Source organism: Sphingomonas sp. SRS2, from assembly GCF_000971055.1.
Lineage (GTDB): Bacteria > Pseudomonadota > Alphaproteobacteria > Sphingomonadales > Sphingomonadaceae > Rhizorhabdus.
This window is the reverse complement of the sequence record NZ_LARW01000103.1, coordinates 13,755-37,047: the sequence shown is the minus strand read 5'-3', so window position 1 is coordinate 37,047 and position 23,293 is coordinate 13,755. Positions and strand designations below refer to the sequence as shown.

The 23,293-nt window shown below is 65.6% G+C and carries 22 protein-coding genes; 6 read left to right on the top strand and 16 right to left on the bottom strand.

What is annotated here, in order from left to right:
* Window positions 1-32 precede the first annotated feature (32 nt).
* Window positions 33-1,709, bottom strand: coding sequence for an amidohydrolase (locus tag WP12_RS15500; RefSeq protein ID WP_046194581.1), 1,677 nt, complete (start codon window positions 1,707-1,709; stop codon window positions 33-35).
* A gap of 118 nt (window positions 1,710-1,827) precedes the next feature.
* Complete coding sequence (locus WP12_RS15495; protein WP_046194580.1) at window positions 1,828-2,694, bottom strand: NAD(P)-dependent oxidoreductase; 867 nt, start codon at window positions 2,692-2,694, stop codon at window positions 1,828-1,830.
* A gap of 73 nt (window positions 2,695-2,767) precedes the next feature.
* On the opposite strand from WP12_RS15495, the gene WP12_RS15490 reads away from it, so the two are divergent.
* Together WP12_RS15490 and WP12_RS15485 are read left to right on the top strand one after the other, a co-directional pair.
* A complete protein-coding gene (locus tag WP12_RS15490; RefSeq protein ID WP_046194596.1) occupies window positions 2,768-4,015 on the top strand; it encodes a threonine ammonia-lyase in 1,248 nt (415 codons plus the stop codon).
* Between the two features lie 185 nt (window positions 4,016-4,200).
* On the top strand, window positions 4,201-5,001 hold the full coding sequence (locus WP12_RS15485) for an arginyltransferase (RefSeq protein WP_046194579.1): 801 nt from the start codon (window positions 4,201-4,203) through the stop codon (window positions 4,999-5,001).
* A 213-nt stretch (window positions 5,002-5,214) separates the two neighbouring features.
* Here WP12_RS15485 and WP12_RS15480 read toward each other — a convergent pair whose 3' ends face one another.
* From WP12_RS15480 to WP12_RS15425, 12 genes are all read right to left on the bottom strand, one after another.
* A complete protein-coding gene (locus WP12_RS15480) occupies window positions 5,215-6,558 on the bottom strand; it encodes a PQQ-dependent sugar dehydrogenase (protein ID WP_046194578.1) in 1,344 nt (447 codons plus the stop codon).
* Between the two features lie 68 nt (window positions 6,559-6,626).
* Window positions 6,627-7,520, bottom strand: coding sequence for a hemolysin family protein (locus WP12_RS15475; protein WP_046194577.1), 894 nt, complete (start codon window positions 7,518-7,520; stop codon window positions 6,627-6,629).
* A gap of 106 nt (window positions 7,521-7,626) precedes the next feature.
* On the bottom strand, window positions 7,627-8,136 hold the full coding sequence (gene ybeY, locus WP12_RS15470; RefSeq protein WP_046194576.1) for an rRNA maturation RNase YbeY: 510 nt from the start codon (window positions 8,134-8,136) through the stop codon (window positions 7,627-7,629).
* The gene (locus WP12_RS15465; RefSeq protein ID WP_046194575.1) at window positions 8,133-9,131 is read right to left on the bottom strand and encodes a PhoH family protein; all 999 of its coding nucleotides are present in this window, start codon (window positions 9,129-9,131) and stop codon (window positions 8,133-8,135) included. The genes ybeY and WP12_RS15465 overlap by 4 nt, the downstream gene beginning before the upstream one ends.
* 184 nt (window positions 9,132-9,315) lie before the next feature.
* A complete protein-coding gene (gene miaB / locus WP12_RS15460) occupies window positions 9,316-10,662 on the bottom strand; it encodes a tRNA (N6-isopentenyl adenosine(37)-C2)-methylthiotransferase MiaB (RefSeq protein ID WP_046194595.1) in 1,347 nt (448 codons plus the stop codon).
* A 13-nt stretch (window positions 10,663-10,675) separates the two neighbouring features.
* Window positions 10,676-11,389, bottom strand: a complete 714-nt coding sequence (locus WP12_RS15455) for a lysophospholipid acyltransferase family protein (protein ID WP_046194574.1) — start codon at window positions 11,387-11,389, stop codon at window positions 10,676-10,678.
* A gap of 10 nt (window positions 11,390-11,399) precedes the next feature.
* Window positions 11,400-11,822: a Fur family transcriptional regulator gene (locus WP12_RS15450; RefSeq protein WP_046194573.1), complete on the bottom strand. Its 423-nt coding sequence runs from the start codon at window positions 11,820-11,822 to the stop codon at window positions 11,400-11,402.
* 96 nt (window positions 11,823-11,918) lie between these two features.
* Window positions 11,919-12,332 (bottom strand): MucR family transcriptional regulator, encoded by a 414-nt coding sequence (locus tag WP12_RS15445; RefSeq protein WP_046194572.1) that lies wholly within the window; start codon window positions 12,330-12,332, stop codon window positions 11,919-11,921.
* A gap of 123 nt (window positions 12,333-12,455) precedes the next feature.
* Window positions 12,456-12,926 carry a GNAT family N-acetyltransferase gene (locus tag WP12_RS15440; protein ID WP_046194571.1) on the bottom strand — a complete coding sequence of 157 codons (471 nt, stop codon included), beginning with the start codon at window positions 12,924-12,926 and terminating at the stop codon, window positions 12,456-12,458.
* Window positions 12,923-13,546, bottom strand: coding sequence for a tRNA (adenosine(37)-N6)-threonylcarbamoyltransferase complex dimerization subunit type 1 TsaB (tsaB, locus tag WP12_RS15435; RefSeq protein ID WP_046194570.1), 624 nt, complete (start codon window positions 13,544-13,546; stop codon window positions 12,923-12,925). The genes WP12_RS15440 and tsaB overlap by 4 nt, the downstream gene beginning before the upstream one ends.
* Before the next feature lie 11 nt (window positions 13,547-13,557).
* A complete protein-coding gene (locus tag WP12_RS15430) occupies window positions 13,558-14,157 on the bottom strand; it encodes a malonic semialdehyde reductase (protein ID WP_046194569.1) in 600 nt (199 codons plus the stop codon).
* Between the two features lie 35 nt (window positions 14,158-14,192).
* Window positions 14,193-14,762 carry a NifU family protein gene (locus WP12_RS15425; RefSeq protein ID WP_046194594.1) on the bottom strand — a complete coding sequence of 190 codons (570 nt, stop codon included), beginning with the start codon at window positions 14,760-14,762 and terminating at the stop codon, window positions 14,193-14,195.
* 103 nt (window positions 14,763-14,865) lie between these two features.
* Here WP12_RS15425 and WP12_RS15420 point away from each other — a divergent pair, with 103 nt between their 5' ends.
* Entirely contained in the window at window positions 14,866-16,368 is a 1,503-nt protein-coding gene (locus tag WP12_RS15420; RefSeq protein WP_046194568.1) for an O-antigen ligase family protein, read from the top strand.
* The gene (locus WP12_RS15415; protein WP_235399161.1) at window positions 16,365-17,744 is read left to right on the top strand and encodes an oligosaccharide flippase family protein; all 1,380 of its coding nucleotides are present in this window, start codon (window positions 16,365-16,367) and stop codon (window positions 17,742-17,744) included. Before WP12_RS15420 ends, WP12_RS15415 begins: the two co-directional genes overlap by 4 nt.
* Here the strand turns inward: WP12_RS15415 and WP12_RS15410 are convergent.
* Together WP12_RS15410 and WP12_RS15405 are read right to left on the bottom strand one after the other, a co-directional pair.
* The gene (locus WP12_RS15410) at window positions 17,741-18,889 is read right to left on the bottom strand and encodes a glycosyltransferase family 2 protein (protein ID WP_046194567.1); all 1,149 of its coding nucleotides are present in this window, start codon (window positions 18,887-18,889) and stop codon (window positions 17,741-17,743) included. The two genes, WP12_RS15415 and WP12_RS15410, sit on opposite strands and share 4 nt — an antisense overlap.
* Complete coding sequence (locus tag WP12_RS15405) at window positions 18,886-19,842, bottom strand: glycosyltransferase (protein ID WP_046194566.1); 957 nt, start codon at window positions 19,840-19,842, stop codon at window positions 18,886-18,888. The genes WP12_RS15410 and WP12_RS15405 overlap by 4 nt, the downstream gene beginning before the upstream one ends.
* A 74-nt stretch (window positions 19,843-19,916) precedes the next feature.
* Between WP12_RS15405 and WP12_RS15400 the strand changes: the two genes are divergently transcribed.
* Both WP12_RS15400 and WP12_RS15395 read left to right on the top strand, forming a co-directional pair.
* The gene (locus WP12_RS15400) at window positions 19,917-21,554 is read left to right on the top strand and encodes a tetratricopeptide repeat protein (RefSeq protein ID WP_046194565.1); all 1,638 of its coding nucleotides are present in this window, start codon (window positions 19,917-19,919) and stop codon (window positions 21,552-21,554) included.
* Window positions 21,548-23,014 (top strand): undecaprenyl-phosphate glucose phosphotransferase, encoded by a 1,467-nt coding sequence (locus WP12_RS15395; RefSeq protein ID WP_046194564.1) that lies wholly within the window; start codon window positions 21,548-21,550, stop codon window positions 23,012-23,014. The genes WP12_RS15400 and WP12_RS15395 overlap by 7 nt, the downstream gene beginning before the upstream one ends.
* Window positions 23,015-23,293: the final 279 nt, after the last annotated feature.

Genomic DNA, 23,293 nt, shown 5'->3' with positions numbered 1-23,293 from the left:
CGATGCCCGTCTCGGGTGTCACTTTGATGACGTTATTTCGCGACCCACACCCGTTTGCCGCCGATCCAGGTTTCGAGCGGTTTTGCCGCGCGGATATCGGATGGGGCGGCAGTGAAGATGTCGCGATCCAGGATCAGGAAGTCGGCCATCCGCCCCGGCGTCAGCGTGCCGATCCGGTCTTCGGCCATGCCCGCGAAGGCGGCGGTCGCGGTGAAGGCGCGGAAGGCCTCGGGCAGGGTAATGATCTGCTGCGGCTGCCATCCGCCCGGCGGCTGGCCGGTCGCGTCCTGCCGGCTGATCGCGGCGGCAAGCGCGGGGAAGGGGTTGGGGCTCTCGACCGGATAGTCCGACCCGAAGACCAGCGGCACCTTGTTGTCGAGCATCGCCTTCCAGGCATAGGCCCCGCCGAGCCGGCCGAGGCCCAGCCGCGCCTCGGCCATCCTCCGGTCTGATGTCTGGTGGATCGGCTGCATCGAGGCGATGATGCCGTGCTTGCCGAAGCGTGCGAGATCGGCGGGGTCGACGATCTGGGCATGTTCGATCCGCCAACGCCGGTCGCCCTTATAGGTCTCTGCCAATTCCTCGATCGCGCCAAGCGCCTGCGCATTGGCGGCATCGCCGATCGCATGGATCGCGGTCTGGAAACCATCCATCGCCGCGCGGCTCATCAGGTTGCGCAGTTTGGCGTCATCGAGAAATTGCAGACCGGTCTGCTTCGGCGCATCGGCATAGGGCGCTTTCAGCCAAGCCCCGCGCGATCCGAGCGCGCCGTCGTCATAGAGCTTTACCCCGACCATGCGGAGCTTGCCGTCATAGAGCCACGGGGTCGGGCCAGTGCCGGCGACCGCCAGCAGCGTGGGAATGCCGCCCGCATAGGAGATGATCCGCACCCGCAGCCGCCCGGCGTCGCCCGCGCGGCGCATCACCTGCCAATCCTCGCCGCTGGTGCCCATGTCGGCGGTAGCGGTTATGCCATAGCCGAGCAGGATCTCCTGCGCCTTGGCCAGCGCCGCGTCCCGGTCGCGTGGCAACATCGCGGGCACGGCGCTGGTGATCAGCTCCCGCGCCGCATCGACGAAGACCCCGGTAGGATTGCCCCTAGCGTCGCGCTCGATCAGCCCGCCGGGCGGATTTTTAGTCTTCGCGCTGATCCCCGCCGCCGCCATCGCGGCGCTGTTGGCGAGCAACGCATGGCCATCGACGCGGTCGAGCACCACCGGACGGCCCGGCGCGATCGCATCGATGTCGGCGGCGGTCGGGAAGCGACCGAGGCTCCAGCGTTCCTGGTTCCAGCCGCCGCCGCGAATCCACAGCGGGGTCGGCCGGTCGGCGGCGTATTTCCGCAACGCCGCCTGCGCCTCGCCAAGGCTGTTGGTCGCCGACAGGTCGAGCGACAGCGCCGCCTCGCCCAGTCCCATGACGTGGCCATGCGCGTCGATCAGGCCGGGGATGACGGTGCGACCCTTCGCATCGAGCCGGTAATCGAGTTTCTCGGGACGCTTGTCGTTGCGATCGAGCAGCTTCGCGACCTTGCCCTGATCGTCGATCAGCAGGCCGTTGAAGCGGACGAGCTGGCCCTTGGTGTCGAACGTGTATCCGTTGGCGTTGTCGATCAGGCCATCGGCCAATGCAGGGGAGGCGAGAAGGGCGAGGCCGACAAACAATCCCCTTTCCCACCTGGGGGGCGGGAGGGGCTCATTGCTCAGCATTGGGAGGGTGAGGGGACGACGCTTAAAGAGCCACGACATCTGATCAAAACTCCACCGTGCCCTCACATTCCCACGAGCTTCTGTCGCGGGCCCCTCCCTCTCCCAAAAGGGAGAGGGGCTATTTCGGCAACCGCTTTACCACCGAGGAGATGTCCTCGCGGCCGGAACCCATCGCCTGCGCGTCGGCATAGAATTGGTCGGCGAGCGCTGCGAAGGGGATGGCGGCGCCATTGCTGCGCGCCTCCTCGATCGCGATGCCGAGATCCTTGCGCATCCAGTCGACCGCAAAGCCGAAGTCAAAGCTGTCCTCGGCCATCGTCTTCCAGCGATTGACCATATACCAGCTCGCTCCCGCGCCGCCCGATACGGCCTCAAACACCTTCTCGAGATCGAGATCGGCATTCTGGGCGAAGCGCAGCGCCTCGGCGGCGCTCTGCATCGCGCCGGCGATACAGATCTGGTTGACCATCTTGGTGGTCTGCCCGGCTCCGGGACCGCCGATATGAACGATCCGCGACGAATAGGCCTGCATCAGCGGGATTGCGGCGGCGACCGCCTTGTCAGATCCGCCGCACATGATCGACAGCGTCCCCGCCTCCGCGCCCGACTGGCCGCCCGAAACCGGCGCGTCGACGACGAGCAGACCCCGGTCACGTCCCTCGACCGCCAGCTGACGGGCGATCTTGGCCGATGCGGTGGTGTGGTCGATGAACAGCGCGCCCTTCTTCATCGCCGCGAAGCAGCCGTCCTTGCGCAGCGTCACCGCCTCCAGGTCGCCATCCGCGCCGACGCACGAGATGACCGCATCGGCATCCTCGGCGGCGGCGGCGGGGGTGGGCGCGGCGCGACCGCCATGCTGCTCGACCCAGGCGTCGGCCTTCTGGCGGGTGCGGTTGTAGACGGTCACATCATGGCCAGCGGCCGCCAGATGTCGCGCGATGGGGGCGCCCATCGCGCCCAGCCCCAGGAAGGTCACTTTCGTCATAGCCATCCCGCATAAGATGGAATTTCCGGGGATGCTAGGACTCTGCTGCGCAATCCGCTATGGCCCGCGCATTATGGCAAGCGTGCACAAGCAAAGCGGCGCCGAGGGCGTCCCCCTGACCATCGACGACGTCCGCGCGGCGCATGCGCGGATTTCGCCGTCGATCGTCCGTACTCCGATCCTGCGGAGCCGCACGCTCAGCGACATTACTGGCGCGAATGTCTGGCTGAAATTCGAAAATCTCCAGTTCACCGCCGCCTATAAGGAGCGCGGCGCGCTCAACAAGCTGCTGCTCCTGTCGGATGAGCAGCGTTCGCGCGGCGTGATCGCGGCGTCGGCGGGCAATCATGCCCAGGGTCTGGCTTATCATGGCAAGCGGCTCGGCATTCCGGTGACGATCGTGATGCCCAAGCCCACGCCGACCGTTAAGGTCCAGCAGACCGAGGGACATGGCGCGCGCGTAATCCTGAGCGGCGAGCGGTTCGACGACGCCTATGAAGCGGCCCGCACGCTCGAAGCCAAAGAGGGGCTCACCTTCGTCCACCCGTTTGACGATGCCGATGTTATCGCCGGGCAGGGCACCGTAACCCTCGAAATGCTCGAGGATGCGCCAGACATCGATACGCTGATCGTGCCGATCGGCGGCGGCGGGCTGATCTCGGGCGCAGCGGTGGTCGCGCACGCGGCCGACAAGCCGATACAGGTGATCGGCGTCCAGGCCGAGCTCTATCCTTCGATGTACGCCAAGATGAAGGGGCTGATCCTGCCCTGCGACGGCGATACGCTTGCCGAAGGCATCGCCGTCCGGCAACCGGGCGCGATCACCGCGGAGATCGTTCGCGCCCTGGTCGACGATATCGTCCTGGTCGCGGAACGCGATCTGGAGACCGCGGTGTCGATGCTGCTCCAGATCGAGAAGACCGTTGTCGAGGGCGCGGGGGCCGCCGGCCTAGCCGCGCTGCTCGCGCACCCCAATATGTTCCGGGGCCGTAACATCGGTATCATCCTGTGCGGCGGCAATATCGATACGCGGCTGCTCGCCAATGTGCTGCTACGCGACCTCGCCCGCCTGGGCCGCCTCGCGCGCCTGCGCGTGCGCTTGCAGGACCGGCCCGGCGCGCTGTTCCACGTCGCGCGCGTGTTCGACGAGCAGCAGGTCAACATCGTCGAGGTGTATCACCAGCGGGTGTTCACGACCCTGCCGGCCAAGGGCCTGATCGCCGAGATCGAGTGCGAGACGCGCGGCGTCGAGCATCTCGAACGCCTGCTCAAGGCGCTGCGCGCCGAGGGTTACGACGTCACGCCGATCGAGGCGGCGTAGCCCGCGCCCCGTCGCCACGCCCGCAAAAGGGTGGTGGCTATATTGGGTCATCTGCATCCGCATCTTCGACCTTCGTCGAAAAGCCCCAAAAATATTCAGGGTTAATGCTCTTTTCATGACGTTCATGCGTAGGCATAGTTATGCCTGATCGATGAGCGGTCAGTGGCAATGGGGCTTGGATTCGGATGACGGCGCAGTTTCGCTTTCCGCGCTTCTTCGTGACGACCCCCGGCCCGTGCCCCTATCTGCCCGGCCGTACCGAACGGAAAGTATTCACCGAACTGGCCGGCCCCAATGCCGGCGAACTCAACGACGCGCTCGGTCGGATCGGCTTCCGCCGCAGCCAGGGCGTCGCCTATCGGCCCACCTGCGTCGATTGTCAGGCCTGCGTCTCGGTCCGCGTCGTGGCGGGCGAGTTCAAGCCCAATAGCAGCCAGCGCAAGCTGATACGCCGCCATTCCGATCTTGAGATCAGCGTCTGCAAGCCGTGGACCACCGAGGAGCAGTTCACGCTGCTGCGCCGCTATCTGAAGACGCGTCATCCCGGCGGCGGCATGGCCCAGATGGACGAGCTCGATTTCGCCGACATGGTCGAACAGACTCCGGTGAAAACCAACATCGTCGAATATCGGGAGCCTGCGATCGATGGCCGCCCCGGCAAGCTGATCGGCGCTTGCCTTACCGACGTTCAGTCGGATGGCCTGTCGATGGTCTACAGCTTCTTCGAGACCGATGACGAGACGCGCCCCGGCCTCGGCACCTTCATCATCCTCGATCATATCCGCCGCGCCGCCGAAAGCGGCCTCGCCTATGTCTATCTGGGCTATTGGGTCGATGGCTCGCCGCGGATGCAGTACAAGACTCGCTTCCAGCCGCTCGAACGGCTGTCGGCGGGCGGCTGGCACCGGTTCGAAGCGCCGGCGGTGCAGCCGCAATCGCGGGATAGTGCTTTTCCCGCGCCGTCGAAGCTCAGCCAGCTTATTTGATTTCGCCTCAAACGCGGGCGCCTAGCGTCCGTCCGGCTTGGCTTTCTCGCATAAGCTCGGGCGGCCGTTCGGCCTTGCGAGACGCTCATGCGTCCCGATGCAGCGCTTATCGTCGGACCCTGCCAAGGCTTCGCAAGCGCGAACGCGCGTCTCAGCTTATGCGAGGATAGCCAAGGTCACGGATGTGGCCGCCGGCGCTTGAGGCCAACCGAATTATTTCGCCGGGGCCGTCACCCGCCAGATCACTCCACCGACATCGTCGCTGACCAGCAGGCCGCCGCGTTTGCCGATCGCCACCGCCACCGGGCGGCCACGCGCCTGTTCCTTGTCGGACAGGAAGCCGCTCAATATGTCGCGCGGCTTGCCGCTCGGCTTGCCCTGCGCAAAGGGCACGAACACCACCTTGTATCCCGCAAAGGGCCGCCGGTTCCACGAGCCATGTTCGGCGATGAAGGCGCCGCTGGCATAGTCCGGGCCCAGGATCGCGCCCTGGGTGAAGGTCAGTCCCAACGCCGCGACATGCGGTCCGAGCGCATAATCCGGGCGGATCACATAGGATTGCAGATTCTCGGCGGGTTCGGGTACGCGCTTGTCGATGAAGCCGCCCCAATAATACCAGGGCCAGCCATAGAAGCCGCCGAACTGCACTTCGGTAAGATAGTCGGGGACCATGTCGGAGCCGATCATGTCGCGCTCGTTGACCGTGGTCCACAGGTCGCCGGTGGTGGGCTCGAAGGCCAGGCCGTTGGGATTGCGCAAGCCATAGGCGAATATGCGATCCTTGCCGGAGGGCAATTCGATCTGCCAGATCGCGGCGCGCTTCTCTTCCTTGTCCATGCCGCGCTCGCCGATGTTCGAGCCCGATCCGACCGACACGAACACCGACTTACCGTCAGGCGCGATCAGCAGATTGCGCGCCCAGTGATTGAGCCCGCCGGGCAGCTTCGCGATCACCACCGGCTTCGCATCAATCTTCGTCTGGCCGGGGGTGAAGGGCACGCGGACCAGTGCGTCGGTATTGGCGATGTAGAGCTGGCCGTCATGCCAGCCCATGCCGCTGGGCGAATTCAGCCCGGATATCAGCACTGTCCTGAGCTCGGCGCGGCCGTCGCCATCGGCATCGCGCAGCAGGATGATCCGGTTAGGCGAGGGGACGCCCGCGCCCGCCTTTGCCATCAGCTTGCTCATCACATAGCCGGTCACGCCGCCGCCGCCATTCTTGTCGTCGCGCGGCGGCGAATTGCTCTCGCTGACCAGCAGGTCGTTGTTGGGGAGTACGTAGAGCCAGCGCGGATGCTGAAGGCCGTCAGCGAAGCGCGCAACCGAGAGGCCGGCGGCGGCGACAGGCTTCTCGCCGGTCTTCCAGCCGACCGCCTTCGCGACATTGATCGTCGGGACCAGCGTCTCGTTCGGCTCGCTGAGCTTCGGCCGGGCGCCTACCGTCGCGGCGAAGTCGACCTCGGCCTTCTCATGCGTGAACAGCACGTAGATCACCACCAGAGCGGCGATCAGGGCCAGGACTGGGATCGCGATGAGCAGCTTCTTCTTGGTCGTCATAATGCCTCTCCGGGCGCACGAAGTCGCCTCTTCTAACGCATCTGGCCCGATTTGGGCATCCCGTGCTTCTACTCTTCCGCGCTGTCCTGCCTTACAGGCGGATGGAGCAGCAATTTCTTCACCCGGCGTTCGTCGGCATCGGCGATCTCGAGCCGCCAGCCGCTGGGGTGTTCGACGATCTGGCCGATCGCCGGCACCTGTCCCGCCAGCGCCGAGGCGAGGCCACCCAGCGTCTCGACATCGTCGTCAATATCGGCGAGGCGCGGATCGATCAGCCGGGCGACATCCTCCAGTTCGGCGCGGGCATCGGCCGACCAGAGCGAGTCGCCGAGCGGGATGAGCAGCTCTTCCTCTTCCTCGTCATGCTCGTCGGAAATGTCGCCGACGATTTCCTCGACCAGATCCTCGATCGTCACCAATCCGTCGGTGCCGCTATATTCGTTGAGGACGATCGCGAGATGGGTGCGCGTCTCGCGCATCTCGGCAAGCAGATCGATGATCCGCATCGACGAGGGCACGAAGCGCGGCTGACGGATCAGTCCGGCGATCGTCGTCGGTCGCGGGGCGCCGGTCGCGATAATCCGGAACACGTCCTTCACATGGATCATGCCGATGACATGATCGAGATCCTCGCAGAATACGGGCAGGCGGCTATGTTCGGCCTCGGCGAAGCGGGCGACCAGCTCGTCGAAGCCGATCGTCTCCGGCACCGCGATGATGTCGCCACGCGGCACGCCGATATCGCCGACGTTGCGTTCGCCGAAATGCAGGATGTTGCGGAGCATCTCGCGCTCGGCGGAGGACAGGTCGTCCCCGCCGTCGCCCTCGCTGTCATGCTCCTCGATAACTTCCTCGATCTGGTCGCGCAGGCTGGGCTCGTGCTCCGGTGAAAAGAGCGAGCGCAACCCGCGCCACCATCGTCCGCCGCTCTCCGCGGCGCTGCTACTGCTGTCGTCGGGCATGATCTTTCTAGTGTGCCGTTCTCATAGCGTGATTCGCTAACCGAAATACCGCCCGGGGAGCAACGTTAATGTGTCGTGCCCGCGCGCCGGCCCTCACCCTGTTCGCTCAGCTCTCGGTGACGGCATAGGGGTCGTCGATGCCGAGCGCCCTCAGCGCGACCCGTTCGAGATCCTCCATCGCCTCGGCCTCGTCATCGGCGATATGATCGTAGCCGAGCAGGTGCAGCGTGCCGTGAACGATCAGATGGGTGGCGTGCTCGGTGGTGCTCACGCCCTTTTCCGCCGCCTCGCGCTCACACACGCCGCGCGCCAGGATGATGTCGCCGAGCAGGACCTCGCCATCGTCGCTATTATCGAGCCCGCCGAGCAGATCGTCCTGCACCATCGGGAAGCTCAGCACATTGGTGGGCTTGTCCTTCTGGCGATATTGGCGGTTGAGCGCCTGCACCTCGTCGTCGTCGGTCAGCCGGATCGAGACTTCGGCCGTATAATCCGCCGTCAGCATCTCGGCATGCGGCGTCACGCGCAACGCCGCAGCGACCGCCTCGGTCGCGAGGGCTTCCCAATCGGCGCCGTCATTCCAGCCCGGTTCCGCCTGAACCGCTATCTCGATCACGCGTTATCAGGTCCTTCATAGGCCTCGACGATACGGCCGACGATCGGGTGACGGACGACATCGGCCGCGCCGAAGCGGACCGTGGCGATGCCCTCGATACCCTCCAGCTTGGTGACGGCGTCGGCCAGGCCCGACTTGCCGATATCGGGCAGATCGATCTGGCGCGGATCGCCGCAGATCACCATCCGGCTGTTCTGGCCGAAGCGGGTGAGGAACATCTTCATCTGCGCGGGGGTGGTGTTCTGCGCCTCGTCGAGGATGACGAAGGCGTCCCCCAGCGTGCGGCCGCGCATGAAGGCGATCGGTGCGATCTCGATCTCGCCGCTGGCGATGCGCCGCTCGACCTGTTCGGTCGGCAGCATGTCGTACAGCGCGTCGTAAAGCGGACGGAGATAGGGATCGACCTTCTCCTTCATGTCACCCGGCAGGAAGCCCAGGCGCTCGCCGGCCTCGACCGCGGGACGCGAGAGGATCAGCCGGTCAACCGTGCCCTGGATCAGCTGCTGCACCGCCTGCGCGACCGCGAGATAGGTCTTGCCGGTGCCCGCCGGGCCCAGGGCGAAGATGACATCGGAGCGGTTGAGCGCTTCCATATATTTGATCTGGGTCGCCGATCGCGGGACGATCGTCTTCTTGCGGGTGCGGATCATCACCTTGGGGATGTCGGCGACATCCTTGCGGATGATCCCGTCGAGCGTCGGTTCGGCCGCCATCGCGATCACCGCCTCGACCGCGCCGCTGTCGATATCCTGGCCCTGGACGATGCGGTTGTAGAGGCCGGTGAGGACCTCGCGCGCGCGGCCGGCGGCTTCCGCCTCGCCTTCGATCTGCAGCTTGTTGCCGCGCGCCGCTATATACACCCCCAGCCTGTTCTCTATCGCAACCAGGTTCTGGTCGAACTCGCCGAACAAACGTCCAAGAAGCTGGGGCTTGTCGAAGAGGATCTCTCGCCGGGCGCGATCTCCGGCCTGCGCGGGAACTGGCTTGCGCGACATAAGGGGCGGCAGCTTCCTTTCCTTATCCCCGAACGGGGTTCGTCCGGTCTCAACGATCCTACGCGCATTTGGACCCATGCGAAGAGGGAAAGCGGCGCGGCGCGCTACTTATCCACCGTTGATGTGGCAGATGGGTGACGGTGTGGCTTTCCCTCGCCCGCCATCGCGGCGGGGGAAAGGCTCTTTATGCCGCCTGCCGTTCCGCGATCATGCCGGTCATGCTATTCGGGCCGGCCGCGACGATATCGACCGTCACCAGTTCGCCGATCGCCGGGCCATCCTCGACGATCACCGACTGGAGCCAGGGCGACTTGCCGATCCGCTGGCCGGGGCGCTTGCCGTCGCGCTCGATCAGCACATCGCAGCGCTTGCCGACGGTGGCGAGATTGAAGCCGTGCTGCTGTTCGTTGAGAAGCGCCTGGAGCCGCTGGAGCCGCTCGTCCATCACCGCCGGCGCGATCTGGTCGGCCATGGTCGCCGCCGGCGTGCCGGGGCGCGGGCTATATTTGAAGCTGAACGCCATGGCATGTTCGACCTGCCGGATGACGGAGAGAGTGTCTTCGAAATCCGCTTCGGTCTCTCCCGGGAAGCCGACGATGAAGTCGCCCGAAATGGCGATGTCCGGCCGCACCGTCCGGACGCGGTCGATCAGCCGGAGATAGCTCGCGGCGTCATGGCTGCGGTTCATCGCCTTGAGGATGCGGTCCGAACCCGCCTGCACCGGCAGATGGAGGAAGGGCATCAGCTTCGCGACCTCGCCATGCGCGGCGATCAGGCCGTCGCTCATGTCATTCGGATGGCTGGTCATGTAGCGGATGCGCGCGACGCCCGGCAGCGCGTCGAGCGCGCGGATCAGGCCATCGAGGCCCTGTGGCCGCCCCTTGTCGTCGTCCGCCGCCCAGGCGTTGACGTTCTGGCCAAGCAGGGTGATCTCGCGCGCGCCGGCATCGACCAGCGCCTTCGCCTCGTCGATGATCGCCCCCCAAGGCCGCGAAATCTCCGCGCCGCGGGTATAGGGCACCACGCAATAAGTGCAGAATTTGTCGCAACCCTCCTGCACCGTCAGGAAGGCGCTGGCCCCCTGACGTCGGCGCTTGGGCAGGGCATCGAACTTCGATGCGGCGGGCATGTCGGTGTCGAGCGCACGCTTGCCCGCAACCGCATCGGCCACCAACTGGGGCAGGTTGTGATAGGCCTGCGGCCCGACGACGATATCCACCGCGGGCGCGCGGCGCGGGATTTCCGCGCCCTCGGCCTGGGCTACGCAGCCGGCAACCGCGATCATCGGCTTCTCGTTGCCCGAGCGCTTCACGATCCGCCCGATGTCCGAATAGACCTTTTCTGCGGCCTTTTCGCGGATGTGGCAGGTGTTGAGGACGATGAGGTCGGCCGCTTCGGGATTGTCCGCCGCCGTCATGCCCTGCGCTTCGAGCAGTTCGGCCATGCGGGTGCCGTCATAGGCGTTCATCTGGCAGCCGAACGACTTGACGTGGAAGCTCTTGGGGGCGGGACGTGACATGCGGGGGCCTATAGGGGAAGCGAGCCTAACGCGCCAGCGCCGCCGTGATCGCGGCCTGTGCCTGCGCGGCGAGCTGCTTGCGGTCGTCCGATGGCGCGAGCGGCGGCAGGAAGCGGAGCGTGCAGACGAGCGGGCCGGGGCGTTCGAGCACCTTCCGCGCGTTCGGACCGAGGTCTTCGTCGCCGGTCCAGGCGATTTCGGCTCCGGCATCGCCATAGTCGATCGCGACCGGCTGGACGACGATGCCCGGCGGCGCGGGGGCGACCGAGGCGAACAGCGCGGGCCGGAACGCGAAAAGCGAGAGGCCGTCGTTGGTGGTGCCTTCGGGGAACAGCGTGACCGGATGATGATCGAGCAGCGCGAGACCGAGTCGGTCGGCCTGGCCGCGCACCGCGCGCCGGCTGTCGCGGTCGATGAAGATGGTGCCGCCGATCCGCGCCAGCATGCCGACCAGCGGCCAGCGGCGGACATCGTCCTTCGAGACGAACGCGGTCGGAGTCGCGCCGCCGAGCGCCAATATGTCGAGCCAGCTGACGTGATTGGCGACGTACAGGACGTCACGGCCTGCCGGTTTACCGGCGATCCGGACGTCGAGGCCGAGCGCCTCGCCGAACCATTGCAGGAAGAAGCGGGTCCAGCCGATCCGTTTGCGCAGCGGCCAGGTGATCGCATAGCTGGTCAGGCAAAAGGCGAGAACCGACAGGGCGAGGACGAGGCGGGCCGTAGCCCGATACCGCACGACGCGCGGCCTATTTCGGGCGGTCTGCGGAGACGCCGTAAAGTTCGAGCCGGTGATCGACGAGACGGAAGCCGAGTTTTTCGGCGATCTTGCGTTGAAGCTCTTCGAGTTCGCGGTCGACGAACTCGATTACTTCGCCGGTCTCGACGTTGATCAGATGATCGTGATGCGCTTCGGGGGCGGCTTCATAGCGCGCGCGTCCGTCGCCGAAATCATGGCGTTCGAGGATACCGGCATCCTCGAACAGGCGCACCGTGCGATAGACGGTGGCGATCGAGATGCCAGGATCGATCTGGGCGGCGCGCTGATGCAGCAACTCAACGTCGGGATGATCGTCCGCGTCGGACAGAACGCGCGCGATCACGCGGCGCTGCTCGGTGATACGGAGGCCTTTTTCAGCGCAAAGCTGTTCGATGTCGATCTTGCCGGGCATGGAAGCCTTGTTAGCCGCATCGCGGTTGCGAACACAAGGTCAGGCGCACTCTAAAAGTGCAAGGGGTGGATTGCTCCACCCCCTGAACGGATTGGATCAGCGGGTGCGGCGCTTGGTGCCGAGGCCGATCTTCTTGGCGAGCGAGCGGCGCTGCTCGGCATAGTTCGGGGCGACCATCGGATAGTCGGCCGGCAGGTTCCACTTGGTGCGATACTGCTCGGGGGTCATCTGATAATGGGTCATCAGGTGGCGCTTGAGCATCTTCAGCTTCTTGCCGTCTTCGAGGCAGACGATGTAATCGGGCTTGATCGACGCGCGGATCGACACCGCCGGCTCCTGCTTCACTTCCGGTTCGACCAGATCGTCGCCGAGCGACGCGAGCGCATTGTGCACATTCTGGATCAGAAGCGGCAAATCGGACACCGCGACACTATTGTTGCTGACATGCGCGGAGACGATGTCTGCGGTCAAAGCAATCAGCGTTTCGGTGAGGCCGTTATTATCGGTCATAGTGCAACCCTTAGTAGTTGATATAGGTGGAATTTAGTCTGGAATGCTGTCGTGCGCACTCGAAGCACGGCCTCTGCGCCCATTCCTCTCGCTTTGCAACGTGATTCTGGCAAAATATCGAAGTTAAGGCTGGCCTAGAACACAAGATAAGGTCAAGGCATCGTAAAGATGGCCATCGTTTCCGCGATAATAGCCGGGTCTTCGTCCTGCTATCGCGAAGCCGGCCTTCTTATATAGTTCGATCGCCGGATTATTGTGCCTCACTTCAAGATGAAGTCGCGATCCGTTACGCAGCTGCGTTTGACTACGGGATCGTTCGATTAGCGCCATACCGACACCCTGCCGGCGGTTGGCGGGAGCGACGGCGAGCAGGAGGAGTTCGGCCTCGTCGAGGATGATGCGATTGAGGGCGAATCCCACTGGCCGGCCATCGACCCGCGCGAGCGACAGCCAGACCCCGGGCATGGCCATCATCGTCAACGTCTGCGGTTCGGTCCATGCCTCGCCGAAACCGGGATCGAAGGCGGTGTTCATCACGGCCATGACCGCATCGAGCGCGTCGGTCCCCACCTCGTTGATGTCGATCGCGGTCATGCGGCGGGCTTCGCGTCGGCGTCGCGCCCATAGATCGGGCTCGGCGCCAGCCGGGCGAGAGCCGGGGGAAGCAGCAGCGCGTCGGCGGCGCGCGGCAACCGATCATGCGCCACGCCACTGCCGCGCGCCGCGACGAGCGTCGCAGCTCCCGATCCAAAGATATCATCTTCGGCGATTGCCATGGCCGCGCGATCGGGCGGGAGAGATTCGAGCGAAGACAGGGCCGTGAGCGGCTGGACGGCGAAACGCTGGACGAACAATTCGCCATGTCCGCCAGTCAGCGCGATCCCGACCGCCGTCGCCCGCAGATCGTCGTCGCGGCCCGCGGCGGCGGCAATGACCGACATCGAACTATAGCCATGCACGCCGATGCCCCAGCCCAGCCCCAGCGCGCGGGCGGTGGCGAGGCCGACCCGGACACCGGTGAAGCTGCCGGGACCGCAATCGACCAGGATGGCATCGGCACGGCCGCCGTCGGGCAGGGCGGCAATCATCGGCATCAGCCGCTCGGCATGGCCGCGACCGACCACGTCATGGAATTCCGCGACGATCCCATGATCTTCGATCAGCGCCACCGAACAGGCGGCGGTCGCGGTATCGATCACCAGGGTCCGCGGCACCGCTCCTCGCCTCAGGCGATCGTCGTGAACTCCTCGAACGACGGCCGGGGCAGACGCTCGAAGATCGTTGCCGGGTCGCCATAGCCCAGCGTGCTGATGAAGTTCGACCGGAGGGTCGTACCGGCGAAGAAGGCTTCGTCGACAGCGGCGTTGTCGAAGCCCGACATCGGACCGGTGTCGAGCCCGAGGGCGCGTGCGGCGAGGATGAAATAGGCGCCCTGCAGCGAGCTGTTGCGGAAGCCGCCGCTGATCGCTGCCTCATTGGGCGCGCCGCTGGTGTCGGTGAACCAGGATTGCACATCGGCCACAGGGAAAAGCCGGGGACCATGCTTGTAGAATGCCGTATCAGTCGCAAGGATCGCCGTTACCGGCGCCTTGAGGATTTTGGCGGCATTGGTGCCGGAGCTCAGGCTGGAAAGCTTTTCCTTGGAGTCCTGGCTCACGCACCAGACGATCCGAAGCGGGAAGAGGTTGGCCGAGGTCGGGCCCATCTTCAGCAGGTCCCAGATTTCGCGCAGCTGCGCCTCGCTTACCTGCTTGTCGAGAAATCCGTTATAGCTGCGCGCGTTACGAAACAGCAGGTCAAGTCCTTCGTCGGACAGCTTGGCCATTCAAAAACCCCTTCGATGATCTGGAGCGAAGTCGATCAGGCTGCGCGGACCTCGGTGACCTCTGGCACATAATGTTTGAGCAGGGTCTCGATCCCCTGCTTGAGCGTCGCCGACGATGACGGACATCCCGAACAGGCACCCTGCATGGCCAGATAGACGGTGCCGCGCTGAAAGCCGCGGTAGACGATATCGCCGCCGTCCTTGGCCACCGCCGGGCGCACCCGGGTCTCGATCAGCTCCTTGATTTGCGCGACGATCTCCGCATCGGCGGGGTCGTCGCCCATCTCGACGTCGTCGATCACGATCTCCGCGGCGTTACCCGCATGGAACAGCGGCGCTTCCGACGCGAAATGATCGAGCAGCACGCCCAGCACCTGCGGCTTGAGGTCGCGCCAGTCGGCGCCCTCCGCCGCAGTGACGGAAACGAAGTCCTGACCGAAGAACACGCCGGTCACGTCGCCCAGCGAGAATAATGCTTCGGCCAGTGGTGACGCGGCGGCTTCCTCGGGATCGGCGAAGTCGCGGGTTCCCGCCGTCATCACGGCGCGGCCGGGCAGGAATTTCTGGGTCGCCGGATTGGGCGTAAGTTCGGTTTCTATAAGCATGACCGCCATTTGGGGGGAGTCGGCGGCGCGATCAAGCCATTCCTTCTTTACCTTGCGCGCATAGAGCTTGATTAGGGTGGATTAGTCTGGCGAGCGGGGGCCGATGTTTCTCTGGAAGAACGCCATCGTATTATGCGGGCTGCTCGTGTTCGCCGCGCTGCCGGCGGCGATGCTGGTCCGTGAGCAATGGGAGCGGCGGTATCTCGCCCAGCTGGTGCTCAGCGGCATGCTGGTGGTCTGTCTCGCGGTCAGCTTCGTGCCGATGTTGTGGACTCAGTTGCTCTTCGGGCTGATCCTGATCAGCTGCTTCGACAAGCGCGTGCCGATGGCGGCGACCTATTTGTTCTTCTTCATCTGGACCCCGGCCGCCGGCGCGCTGCTTGCCATTGCGGGGGCCTATATCGCGCCGCTGACGCCGTTCATGGCGCTCTCGGGCGCGCTGCTGATCGGCTATCTGCTCCATCCCGAACATCATCTGCGGCGGCGCTTCGCGATGAGCGACGTTTATATGCTGGCGTTTGTCGTGATCTATGGCGTCTGCGTTTCGCTGCGTGAGACGCCGACCGGGATCGCGCGCAACATCGCCTCCTATTTCGTACCCTATGTGATCAGCTATTACGTCCTCTCACGGGTCCGGATCGAGCGGCCCGAGCTGGTGTTGCGGTTGTTGGTGCTCGCGGCGGCGGCGGCGGGGCTGCTCTGCATCTTCGAGACCGTCCGACACTGGCCGCTCTATGCCGGTGTAATGGGGGTCAAAAACGAGCTCTGGACGATCGATGCGCCGCGTGTGTGGCTCGAACGCGGCGGCATCGCGCGGGCCTACGGCCCATTCTCCCATCCGCTGACCGGCGGGGCCATGCTGGGCCTCGCGGCGGTCGGAGCCTGGGGACTTTGGCTGTCGCGGGAACGGCCGGCGCCGTTGCTGCTGCTGGGCGTGGCGATCCTGATCGGTCTGGCGTCGACCCTGTCGCGATCGGGGCTGGTCGCGGTCGCGGTCGGGATCATGACCTTTCAGATGCTGCGCGGCCGGTATCTGCTCGCGCTGCTGGTGCCGCTCGCCGGCTTCGTGACGATTTTCGCCCTGCCGATCCTTGGTGGCGGCGACGCGCAATCTTCGACCGATTACCGGATCCAGCTGATCACCGGCATTCCCCGCGCGCTCGGGGACCGGGTGTGGCTGGGCTATCGCGAGGCGATCCCGGAAGGACTGCTCGACAAGTTCATCCAGGGGCAGGGCATCGTCGATCTGGTCAACGCCTATATCGCGATCGTCGTCGAGGGCGGGATCGTCTCGCTGATCCCCTTCGTCCTGTTCCTGTTCTCTTCCTACACGCATTATCGCGCGATCCGGCGGTTGAACCCCGGCAAGCATCATCTTCTGCTCGCCCAGACGCTGATATCGATCCAGACCGCGATCATCGTCGCGCTGGCGCTGCTCAGCAGCTGGGTCGCGCCGATGCAGTTCAGCTTCTTCACTGTCGCGATGCTGATCGCGCTGCGCTACGATATCGCCCGCACCCGCCGCGCCGATGGAGCCCGACCCGCACCGGTCATCGCGGAGCCCGCCGCCGATGCTGGCGGCGAAAGGCTTCCGTCGCTGCGATGACCATGGTGGCCGGCCCCGGAACGCGGATGACGCGGGCGCTGCTCGGGCTGGCGCGCAGCGAGGCTGGCGCGATGCTGTTCGCCTTTACCGCGACCACGCTGATCTTCCGGCTCGGCAGCAATGTCGTCCTCACCCGGCTGCTCGATCCGCATGCCTTTGGCGTGGTCGGCGTCATCATCTCGGTGATGGTCGTGCTGACGATGCTCACCGACCTTGGTTTCTTCGATTTCGTCATCCGCCATCACAAGGGCGGCGAGCGCCGCTTTCTCGACGTGATCTGGACGATCCGGCTGGGTCAGGGCGCGCTGCTGATGCTGGTGATGCTCGCCGGGGCATGGCCGATCGCCCATTTTCTCGGCAAGCCCGAACTTGCCTGGCCGATCGCGGCGGCGGCCCCGCTCTTCCTGATCAACGCGCTCTGTCCGATGACCTTGTTGCTGGCCCAGCGCGAGGGGCGGGTGCGCGCGAGCTGCGCGGTCGAGCTAGCTACCCTCGCGCTCCAGATCGCCGCCAATCTCGCACTCACGCTGGTGATGCCCGATTATCGCGCGCTGATCGCCGGCCTCTATGTGGGTGCGATCGCGCGCCCAATTCTCACCCTGTTGCTCCTGCCCGGCGGGTCGCGCTTCGCCGTGGATGGGGCATTGGCGCGCGAGTTTTTCCGCTTCTCGCGCTGGATCATGGCGTCGACGCTCCTGACGTTGCTGATCACCCAGTCGGACAAGATATTGTTCGCCAGGCTGTTCAGCGTCGCCGATTTCGGAGTCTATATGCTGCCCGCCAATCTGGCGCTCGCGCTCGCGCCGTTCGGCCGCAACTATGTCGAGCGCTATTTCTTCCCGCTCGCCTCGCGCAGCTGGCGCGGGGGCGCGGCGGCGCTGGCCGCGATCTTCTATGCCGCGCGCCGGCGCTTCTATCTGTTGCTGTTCGCGGGTTTCGGCTTCGCCATCGGCGTCGCCCCCGCGCTGTTTCGGATATTGTTCGATCACCGCTACGAATATGGCTGGATCTATTTTTCGGTGCTCGCGCTGCGCGCCGCCCTCGACATCGACAGCTATACCAATATCCAGACGATCCTTGCGATGGGGCGCACCAGCCCGACCCTGCGCGCGAACCTGATCCGCCTCGCCCTGTTCGCGATCGGAGTCGCCGCGCTATTCCGCTCGCTCGGGCCGATAGCCTTGCCGCTGGCGCTGACCGCCGCCGAACTGGGGGCGCTGGTCTACAGCATCGCATTGCTGCGCCGGGCCGGACTGTTCGATCCGCGCGCGCATGGCCTCTATTATGTGGTGATGGCGGGAACGGCGATCACCGGCGCGGGCATCAGCCTCGCCTTTGCGCCGTATGTCGTCGCGGCGGGCCTCGCACTTCTCTAGTCGCGGTCGGTGCGGATCCAGCGCCGTTCGGGCCGGAACAATGCGCCGAGGTAGATCGGCAGCTTCCACATCATGTAGGCGGGAATCAGCAGCAACCCCGCAGCGGAAATCTGCGCGCGTCCGAAGCGCAGCCAGGTCAGCACGAGCAGCATGACCAGCGCGGCGAGCAGGCCGGCAAGCAGGCCGAAGGGCAGCATCGCCGCCCCCGAACTGGCGAGCCAGCCGAGCAGCGCCAGCGCCACACCGTCGATCAGGACGAGCAATGCCAGCGGCGGCACGAGCAGGTGGAGGCCGAGCCATATCAGTGGCCACCGTCCGCTCACGAGAAGGGAAAGCGCCTCGCGCGTCGCGGTGCGCAGGAAGCCCTGTTCCCAGCGGGTTCGCTGCGTCCCGGTGGCCGCCCGTCGGGCGGGATCGGACCAGGTCGTCACGCCCGGCAGGAAGGCGGGGGGCGAGCCCGACCGGGCGAGCGCTATCCCGAGCGCCAGATCCTCGACGAGATCCGCGGTGGCGAGCGGGGCGTCGGCGAAGACGTCCCAGCGGAACGCCATGCCCGATCCGGTGAGCAGCGCCGGCGCGCCGAGCCGGGCGAGGCCACGTTGCCGCACCATGTTGCGCACAAGAAAGGCAAAGCCGGACAGCCCGACCATCGCGCCGAGATCGGGCCGGGGGCGCAACAGATAGGCCGACTGAATCGGACGCCCGCTCCTGTGTGCGGCGGCGGCCAGGCGGGCGATGCCGTCGCTCGCGATCTCGCAATCGGCGTCGACGATCACGACGACCTCGGGCGGATCGGCGGCGAGCCGCTCGCGGGCGAAGGCCAGCGCGAAGCCCTTGCCGCGCTGGCTGGCATCGTCGCGTTCGATCACCTCCGCACCCGCGGCGCGAGCCACATGGGCGGTCTGATCGCTGCAATTGTCGGCGACGACGATCAGCCGAGCGCCGAGCGCCGATGCATGAACGCGGGTCACTGTCGCGGTGATGCCGGCCTCCTCGTCATGCGCCGGGATGACCACGGCGATGCGGGGGTCCCCAGCGGCGGGCAGGGGGCGGACGGGGAAATTCGCCGCGACCAGCTCGACGATCAGGATCAACGTGACGACGGCAGGCACGAGCAGCAACGACCAGGCGATGAAGTCGATCATCGCCGGGGTCTCAGATGGAAGCGCAGCAGGCCGGCCATCTCGGCATATTTGCCGATGCCGAGGAACAGCGCGAGCGTGAAGGCACGCGCCGGGCGACGATGCCGCATCTCGCGCAGGCCGATGCGGATCACCTGCGCGGCGGTGAGCAGAAGCGCCGCCGTGCTCAGCCACAGCCAGCGCGGATCGAGCGTTGCCGAAAGGATCAGTCCGGCGACAGCCGCGACTGGCGCCACGCCGCCCCAGAACAGGATGCGTCCGACATTGTGGGCGAATGCGCCGGGATGAAGCGCGTCGAGCGCGGCAAAGGCATGGCCGGCGCGAACGCTGCGCCGCCACCACTGCCCGAAGCGCGTCATGCCCGCGTCATGCACCGCCATCGGGTCAGCGAGACAGGCTATCAGCCAGCCTGCATCGCGCAGCCGGATCGCATATTCGGGGTCTTCCCCCACGACCATCGCTGCCCGGTAGCGGCCCGCGGCGCGCACCGCATCGGTGCGGAGCAGCACATTGCCGCTGAACAGCCGGGCGGGGCCGGGCGGGACGGCCCATTCGATGTCGCAAAGCCAAGCATAGATCGACTCGTCCGGGCGGGCCTCGCGCAGCTGGCCGAATACCGCGCCCAGTCTCTGATCGGCGTCGAGCGCGGCGGCCCCGGCGGCAATCCAGCCCGGTTCGAGGGTACAGTCGCCATCGACCATCTGGATATAAGAGATGGTCGGATCTTCCATGAGCCGGTCGAGCCCGGCATTACGCCCGCGCGCCGCCGTGTAGCCGTTCTCGCGTTCGAGCTCGATCACCTCAAATCCGGCCACACGGGCGATGTCGGCGCTGCCATCGGTCGATCCGGAATCGACATAGACGGCGCGCAAATCCCCGATCGACGCAAGGCAGCGACCGAGCCGGGGCCCTTCATTCCGGCCGATCACCACCGCTGCAATGTCGGTCCGGCTCATTGTTTATGCTTTGCCCTATTGATCCGATCGGCCCACCGGTCTGTAATCGGTGGGAAAGGGACGGCTGGCAAGACATGGCTTCGGGGACGGCACGCATCGTGGCGGCGGCATTGATGCTCGCGCTGGCGGCGTGCGGCTCGTCCGAAAGGAAGGCGGCGAAGGCCGCAGCGCGCTATGACAGCTTTTACGCGAGGCAGGATTATTTCGCGGCACGGCTGGAGATCGTCAAGGCAATCGCCGCGCAGGACGACGTGCCCGGCTATTGGGCAAAGCTGGCGCGCGCCCAACTCAACCTCGGCAATTATCTCGATGCCTATAATGCCTATTCGCGGGTGATCGAGCTCACGCCCGGGGACGAGGAAGCGGTTCAGGCGCTGGCCGAACTTTCCTATTCGGGCGGCTCACTCAAGGATGCCGAGAAATTCGCCGACCAGATACTTGCCGATCAGCCGCGCTCGCTGCGCATGCTGCTGGTCAAGGGAACGGTACATGCGGCGCGGCGCGAGCTGCCCGAGGGGCGCGCGATCACCGACAAGATGCTGGAGATCGATCCGGGCAATGCGGGCGCCACGATCCTGTTGGCTCGGTTGCTCAACATGGCGGGCGAGCGGGCGCAGGCCATCGCTTTGCTCGAGAAATCGATCGCGGAGGACGGCGAAACTTCGGCGAAACTGCTCGCGCTGCTCGACCTTTATATGGGTGGCAACGACTTCCGGAAAACCGCGCGCGTCTATTCCCGGCTGTTCGCGATGGCGCCCGGCGACATCACGTTGCGCCTCGATTATGTCCGGCTGCTCTATGAACAGGACAGGCCGGACCGGGCGCTGGAGATGCTCGCGCGGCTTACCCGCCGCTATCCCGCCGATATCGATCTCCAGCAGCGCATCGTCGATATATGGAACGAGGTGGGCAGCGCCAAAGTCGACGTCGATCGCGTCCGCCGCTTCGTCAATGCGCAGGCCGACGACCATATGAAGGTGGCGCTCGGCCATCTCCTGCTCGACCAGAAGCGATATGCCGAGGCCGAGGCGGTGCTGCGGCCGTTCATCGATTCCCTCGCAAAGGACGCCCCGATCACCGCCGGCAGGGTCGAGGCCGACGTGCTCTATGCCGGCGCGCTATCGGGGCTCGGGCGCGACGGGCAGGCGCTGGCGCTGGTCGACCGCATCCTCGCCTTCGACGACAGCAATCCGCGCGCGCTGCACATGCGGGTGCGGATCTCGCTCGCCGCGGGTGATATCGCGCGGGCCTTGCGCGACGCGCAGGCGCTGGTGCGTGACAACCCCGCCATGGTCGAAGGCCGTGTCGAACTCGCCGAGATATATGTCCGCCGCAACGAGACGATCCTCGCCGACGACGCCTATGCCCATGCGATGAACCAGCTTGATGAAGATCCGGACATGCTGACGGCCTATGTCGCCTATCTGCTGCGGACCGGCCGTCAATCGAGGGCGCTCGATGTCGCCAAGCGTTTCACGGTCGACAATCCCCGGTCGCGGGAGGGCTGGCGGGAGCGCGCGCAGCTGTGCATCGGCCTCGGCGACGCCGACTGCGTCGACCAATCCTTTCATATCCTTGCCCAGCTCCCGGGCGGCCCCAAGGATCGCCGTGAGCTCGCCGCGACCTGGACCCCGCCGGGCAGGACCGCCGGGATCAGGCCCGGCGCTGGGCAAAGCCCCCTGACCTGTGGCAGGACGGGCGCGAAATGCTGAACATGGTCGAGGGGCATGCGGCGCTGGCGGAGCCGGCATCGCGCAAATATCGTTTCACCTCCAATGTGATCGCGACGATCATCCTGGGGGTCGATCTGATTTGCCTCGCGCTCGGCGCGTTGCTGTCCCCCGCCGCCTATGAGGCGATCCGTGGTCCGCAATATTTTATCGAGCAGCATGTCAACGTCGCGGTGATCGTCGGGGTCAACTTCTTCCTGATCCGGCTGTCGCGCGACAGCTATGCCCATCCGATGGGGCGCGGGGGCGACAGCGACCAGGCGGTGGCATTCGAGTTCCTGCTCGCCGCGATGCTGGTCTTCGCGACGATCTGGCAGCTCGGCCAGGCCAAGCCTTTCTCGACCGGTCTCGCGCTCTGCTATCTGGCGCTCACCGCGGGGATGCTGTTCATCAGCCGCTTCGTCGTCCGCAAGCTGGTCTTCTATCTCGTCCAGGCGGGCCATATCGGACAGCGCATCGTCATCTATGGGGCCGATGAGGGCTACTCCGAGCGCGTGCTGCGCCTGCTCGAACTCGAACGTCTGCCCTATGTCGCGGTGGTCGGGGTCGCCGACGACCGGACTACGCGGATCGAACGCAAGACGCCGTGGAGCGTGCCGTTCCTCGGCGGGCTGGACGCGCTGGTCGAGCGGATCGGGCGGGGCGATGTCGACATGGTGATCATCGCGCTGCCGATGATCGGTCAGGCGCGGCTCGACGAGATCACCGAGGCGCTCCAGCAGGTGTCGGTCGACATCTGCCTGATGCCGCGCGAGGCGCTCGATCTGTCGCAGCAATATAGCATGCGCTTCATCGGATCGCTGCCGCTGTTCGCGCTCTGGCAGCGGCCGATGCGCGATTTCAACCGGATATTGAAGGCCGTTGAGGACCGGGTGCTGGCGATCCTCGGGCTGGTCCTCCTCTCGCCGCTGCTGTTGCTGACCGCGCTGATCATCAAGCTGACCAGCCCCGGCCCGGTGCTGTTCCGACAGCAGCGCTTCGGCTTCAACAACGTCAAGATCAGCGTCCTGAAATTCCGATCGATGTATATCGATCGGCAGGATGTCAGCGGGGCGGAGCGGACGACGCGGGGCGATCCTCGGGTGACGCCGTTCGGGCGGATCATCCGCCGCCTGTCGATCGATGAGCTGCCGCAGCTGTTCAACGTGCTGACGGGGGAGATGTCGATCGTTGGCCCGCGCCCGCACGCTACCTTGATGATGGTCGGCGACAGCTATTATTTCGAGGCCGTGCGCGGCTATGCGGCCCGCCACCGGGTCAAACCCGGCATCACCGGCCTGGCGCAGGTGCGCGGCCTGCGTGGTGAGATCAGCACCATCGAACGCGCCAAGCGCCGTGTCGAATATGATATGTATTATATCGAAAACTGGTCGCTGCTGCTCGACCTGCGGATCGTGCTGGAGACCGGCTGGCGGCTGATCTGGGACCGGGACGCGTATTGATTTGTCCGCATCCTGCTCCGTCACGCCAGCGCAGGCCGGCATGACGAGAGATGGGGTGGAGGCAGGATAGGCTCGGATCCTGGGCCTGTCCCGGATCTTCGTGGAATGGCCGCCGCCTCAGACCGTCATCCTCGCGAAAACGAGGGAGCTATCGACGGCGGATCATCCAGCTTACGGCATCACCTTTCCATGGATTCCCGCCTTCGCGGGAATGACGCAGAAAGGAAGGCCGCTATTATCCAAGCTCCCGGCATTCGCCGGGATGGCATAACAGGAAAG

Bases quoted from the DNA above. Each gene is read 5' to 3' on its own strand.
- WP12_RS15500 (WP_046194581.1), bottom strand. From the start codon at position 1,709: ATGCTGAGCAATGAGCCCCTCCCGCCCCCCAGGTGGGAAAGGGGATTG.
- WP12_RS15495 (WP_046194580.1), bottom strand. From the start codon at position 2,694: ATGACGAAAGTGACCTTCCTGGGGCTGGGCGCGATGGGCGCCCCCATC.
- WP12_RS15490 (WP_046194596.1), top strand. From the start codon at position 2,768: ATGGCAAGCGTGCACAAGCAAAGCGGCGCCGAGGGCGTCCCCCTGACC.
- WP12_RS15485 (WP_046194579.1), top strand. From the start codon at position 4,201: ATGACGGCGCAGTTTCGCTTTCCGCGCTTCTTCGTGACGACCCCCGGC.
- WP12_RS15480 (WP_046194578.1), bottom strand. From the start codon at position 6,558: ATGACGACCAAGAAGAAGCTGCTCATCGCGATCCCAGTCCTGGCCCTG.
- WP12_RS15475 (WP_046194577.1), bottom strand. From the start codon at position 7,520: ATGCCCGACGACAGCAGTAGCAGCGCCGCGGAGAGCGGCGGACGATGG.
- WP12_RS15465 (WP_046194575.1), bottom strand. From the start codon at position 9,131: ATGTCGCGCAAGCCAGTTCCCGCGCAGGCCGGAGATCGCGCCCGGCGA.
- WP12_RS15450 (WP_046194573.1), bottom strand. From the start codon at position 11,822: ATGCCCGGCAAGATCGACATCGAACAGCTTTGCGCTGAAAAAGGCCTC.
- WP12_RS15445 (WP_046194572.1), bottom strand. From the start codon at position 12,332: ATGACCGATAATAACGGCCTCACCGAAACGCTGATTGCTTTGACCGCA.
- WP12_RS15440 (WP_046194571.1), bottom strand. From the start codon at position 12,926: ATGACCGCGATCGACATCAACGAGGTGGGGACCGACGCGCTCGATGCG.
- WP12_RS15430 (WP_046194569.1), bottom strand. From the start codon at position 14,157: ATGGCCAAGCTGTCCGACGAAGGACTTGACCTGCTGTTTCGTAACGCG.
- WP12_RS15425 (WP_046194594.1), bottom strand. From the start codon at position 14,762: ATGCTTATAGAAACCGAACTTACGCCCAATCCGGCGACCCAGAAATTC.
- WP12_RS15420 (WP_046194568.1), top strand. From the start codon at position 14,866: ATGTTTCTCTGGAAGAACGCCATCGTATTATGCGGGCTGCTCGTGTTC.
- WP12_RS15415 (WP_235399161.1), top strand. From the start codon at position 16,365: ATGACCATGGTGGCCGGCCCCGGAACGCGGATGACGCGGGCGCTGCTC.
- WP12_RS15410 (WP_046194567.1), bottom strand. From the start codon at position 18,889: ATGATCGACTTCATCGCCTGGTCGTTGCTGCTCGTGCCTGCCGTCGTC.
- WP12_RS15405 (WP_046194566.1), bottom strand. From the start codon at position 19,842: ATGAGCCGGACCGACATTGCAGCGGTGGTGATCGGCCGGAATGAAGGG.
- WP12_RS15400 (WP_046194565.1), top strand. From the start codon at position 19,917: ATGGCTTCGGGGACGGCACGCATCGTGGCGGCGGCATTGATGCTCGCG.
- WP12_RS15395 (WP_046194564.1), top strand. From the start codon at position 21,548: ATGCTGAACATGGTCGAGGGGCATGCGGCGCTGGCGGAGCCGGCATCG.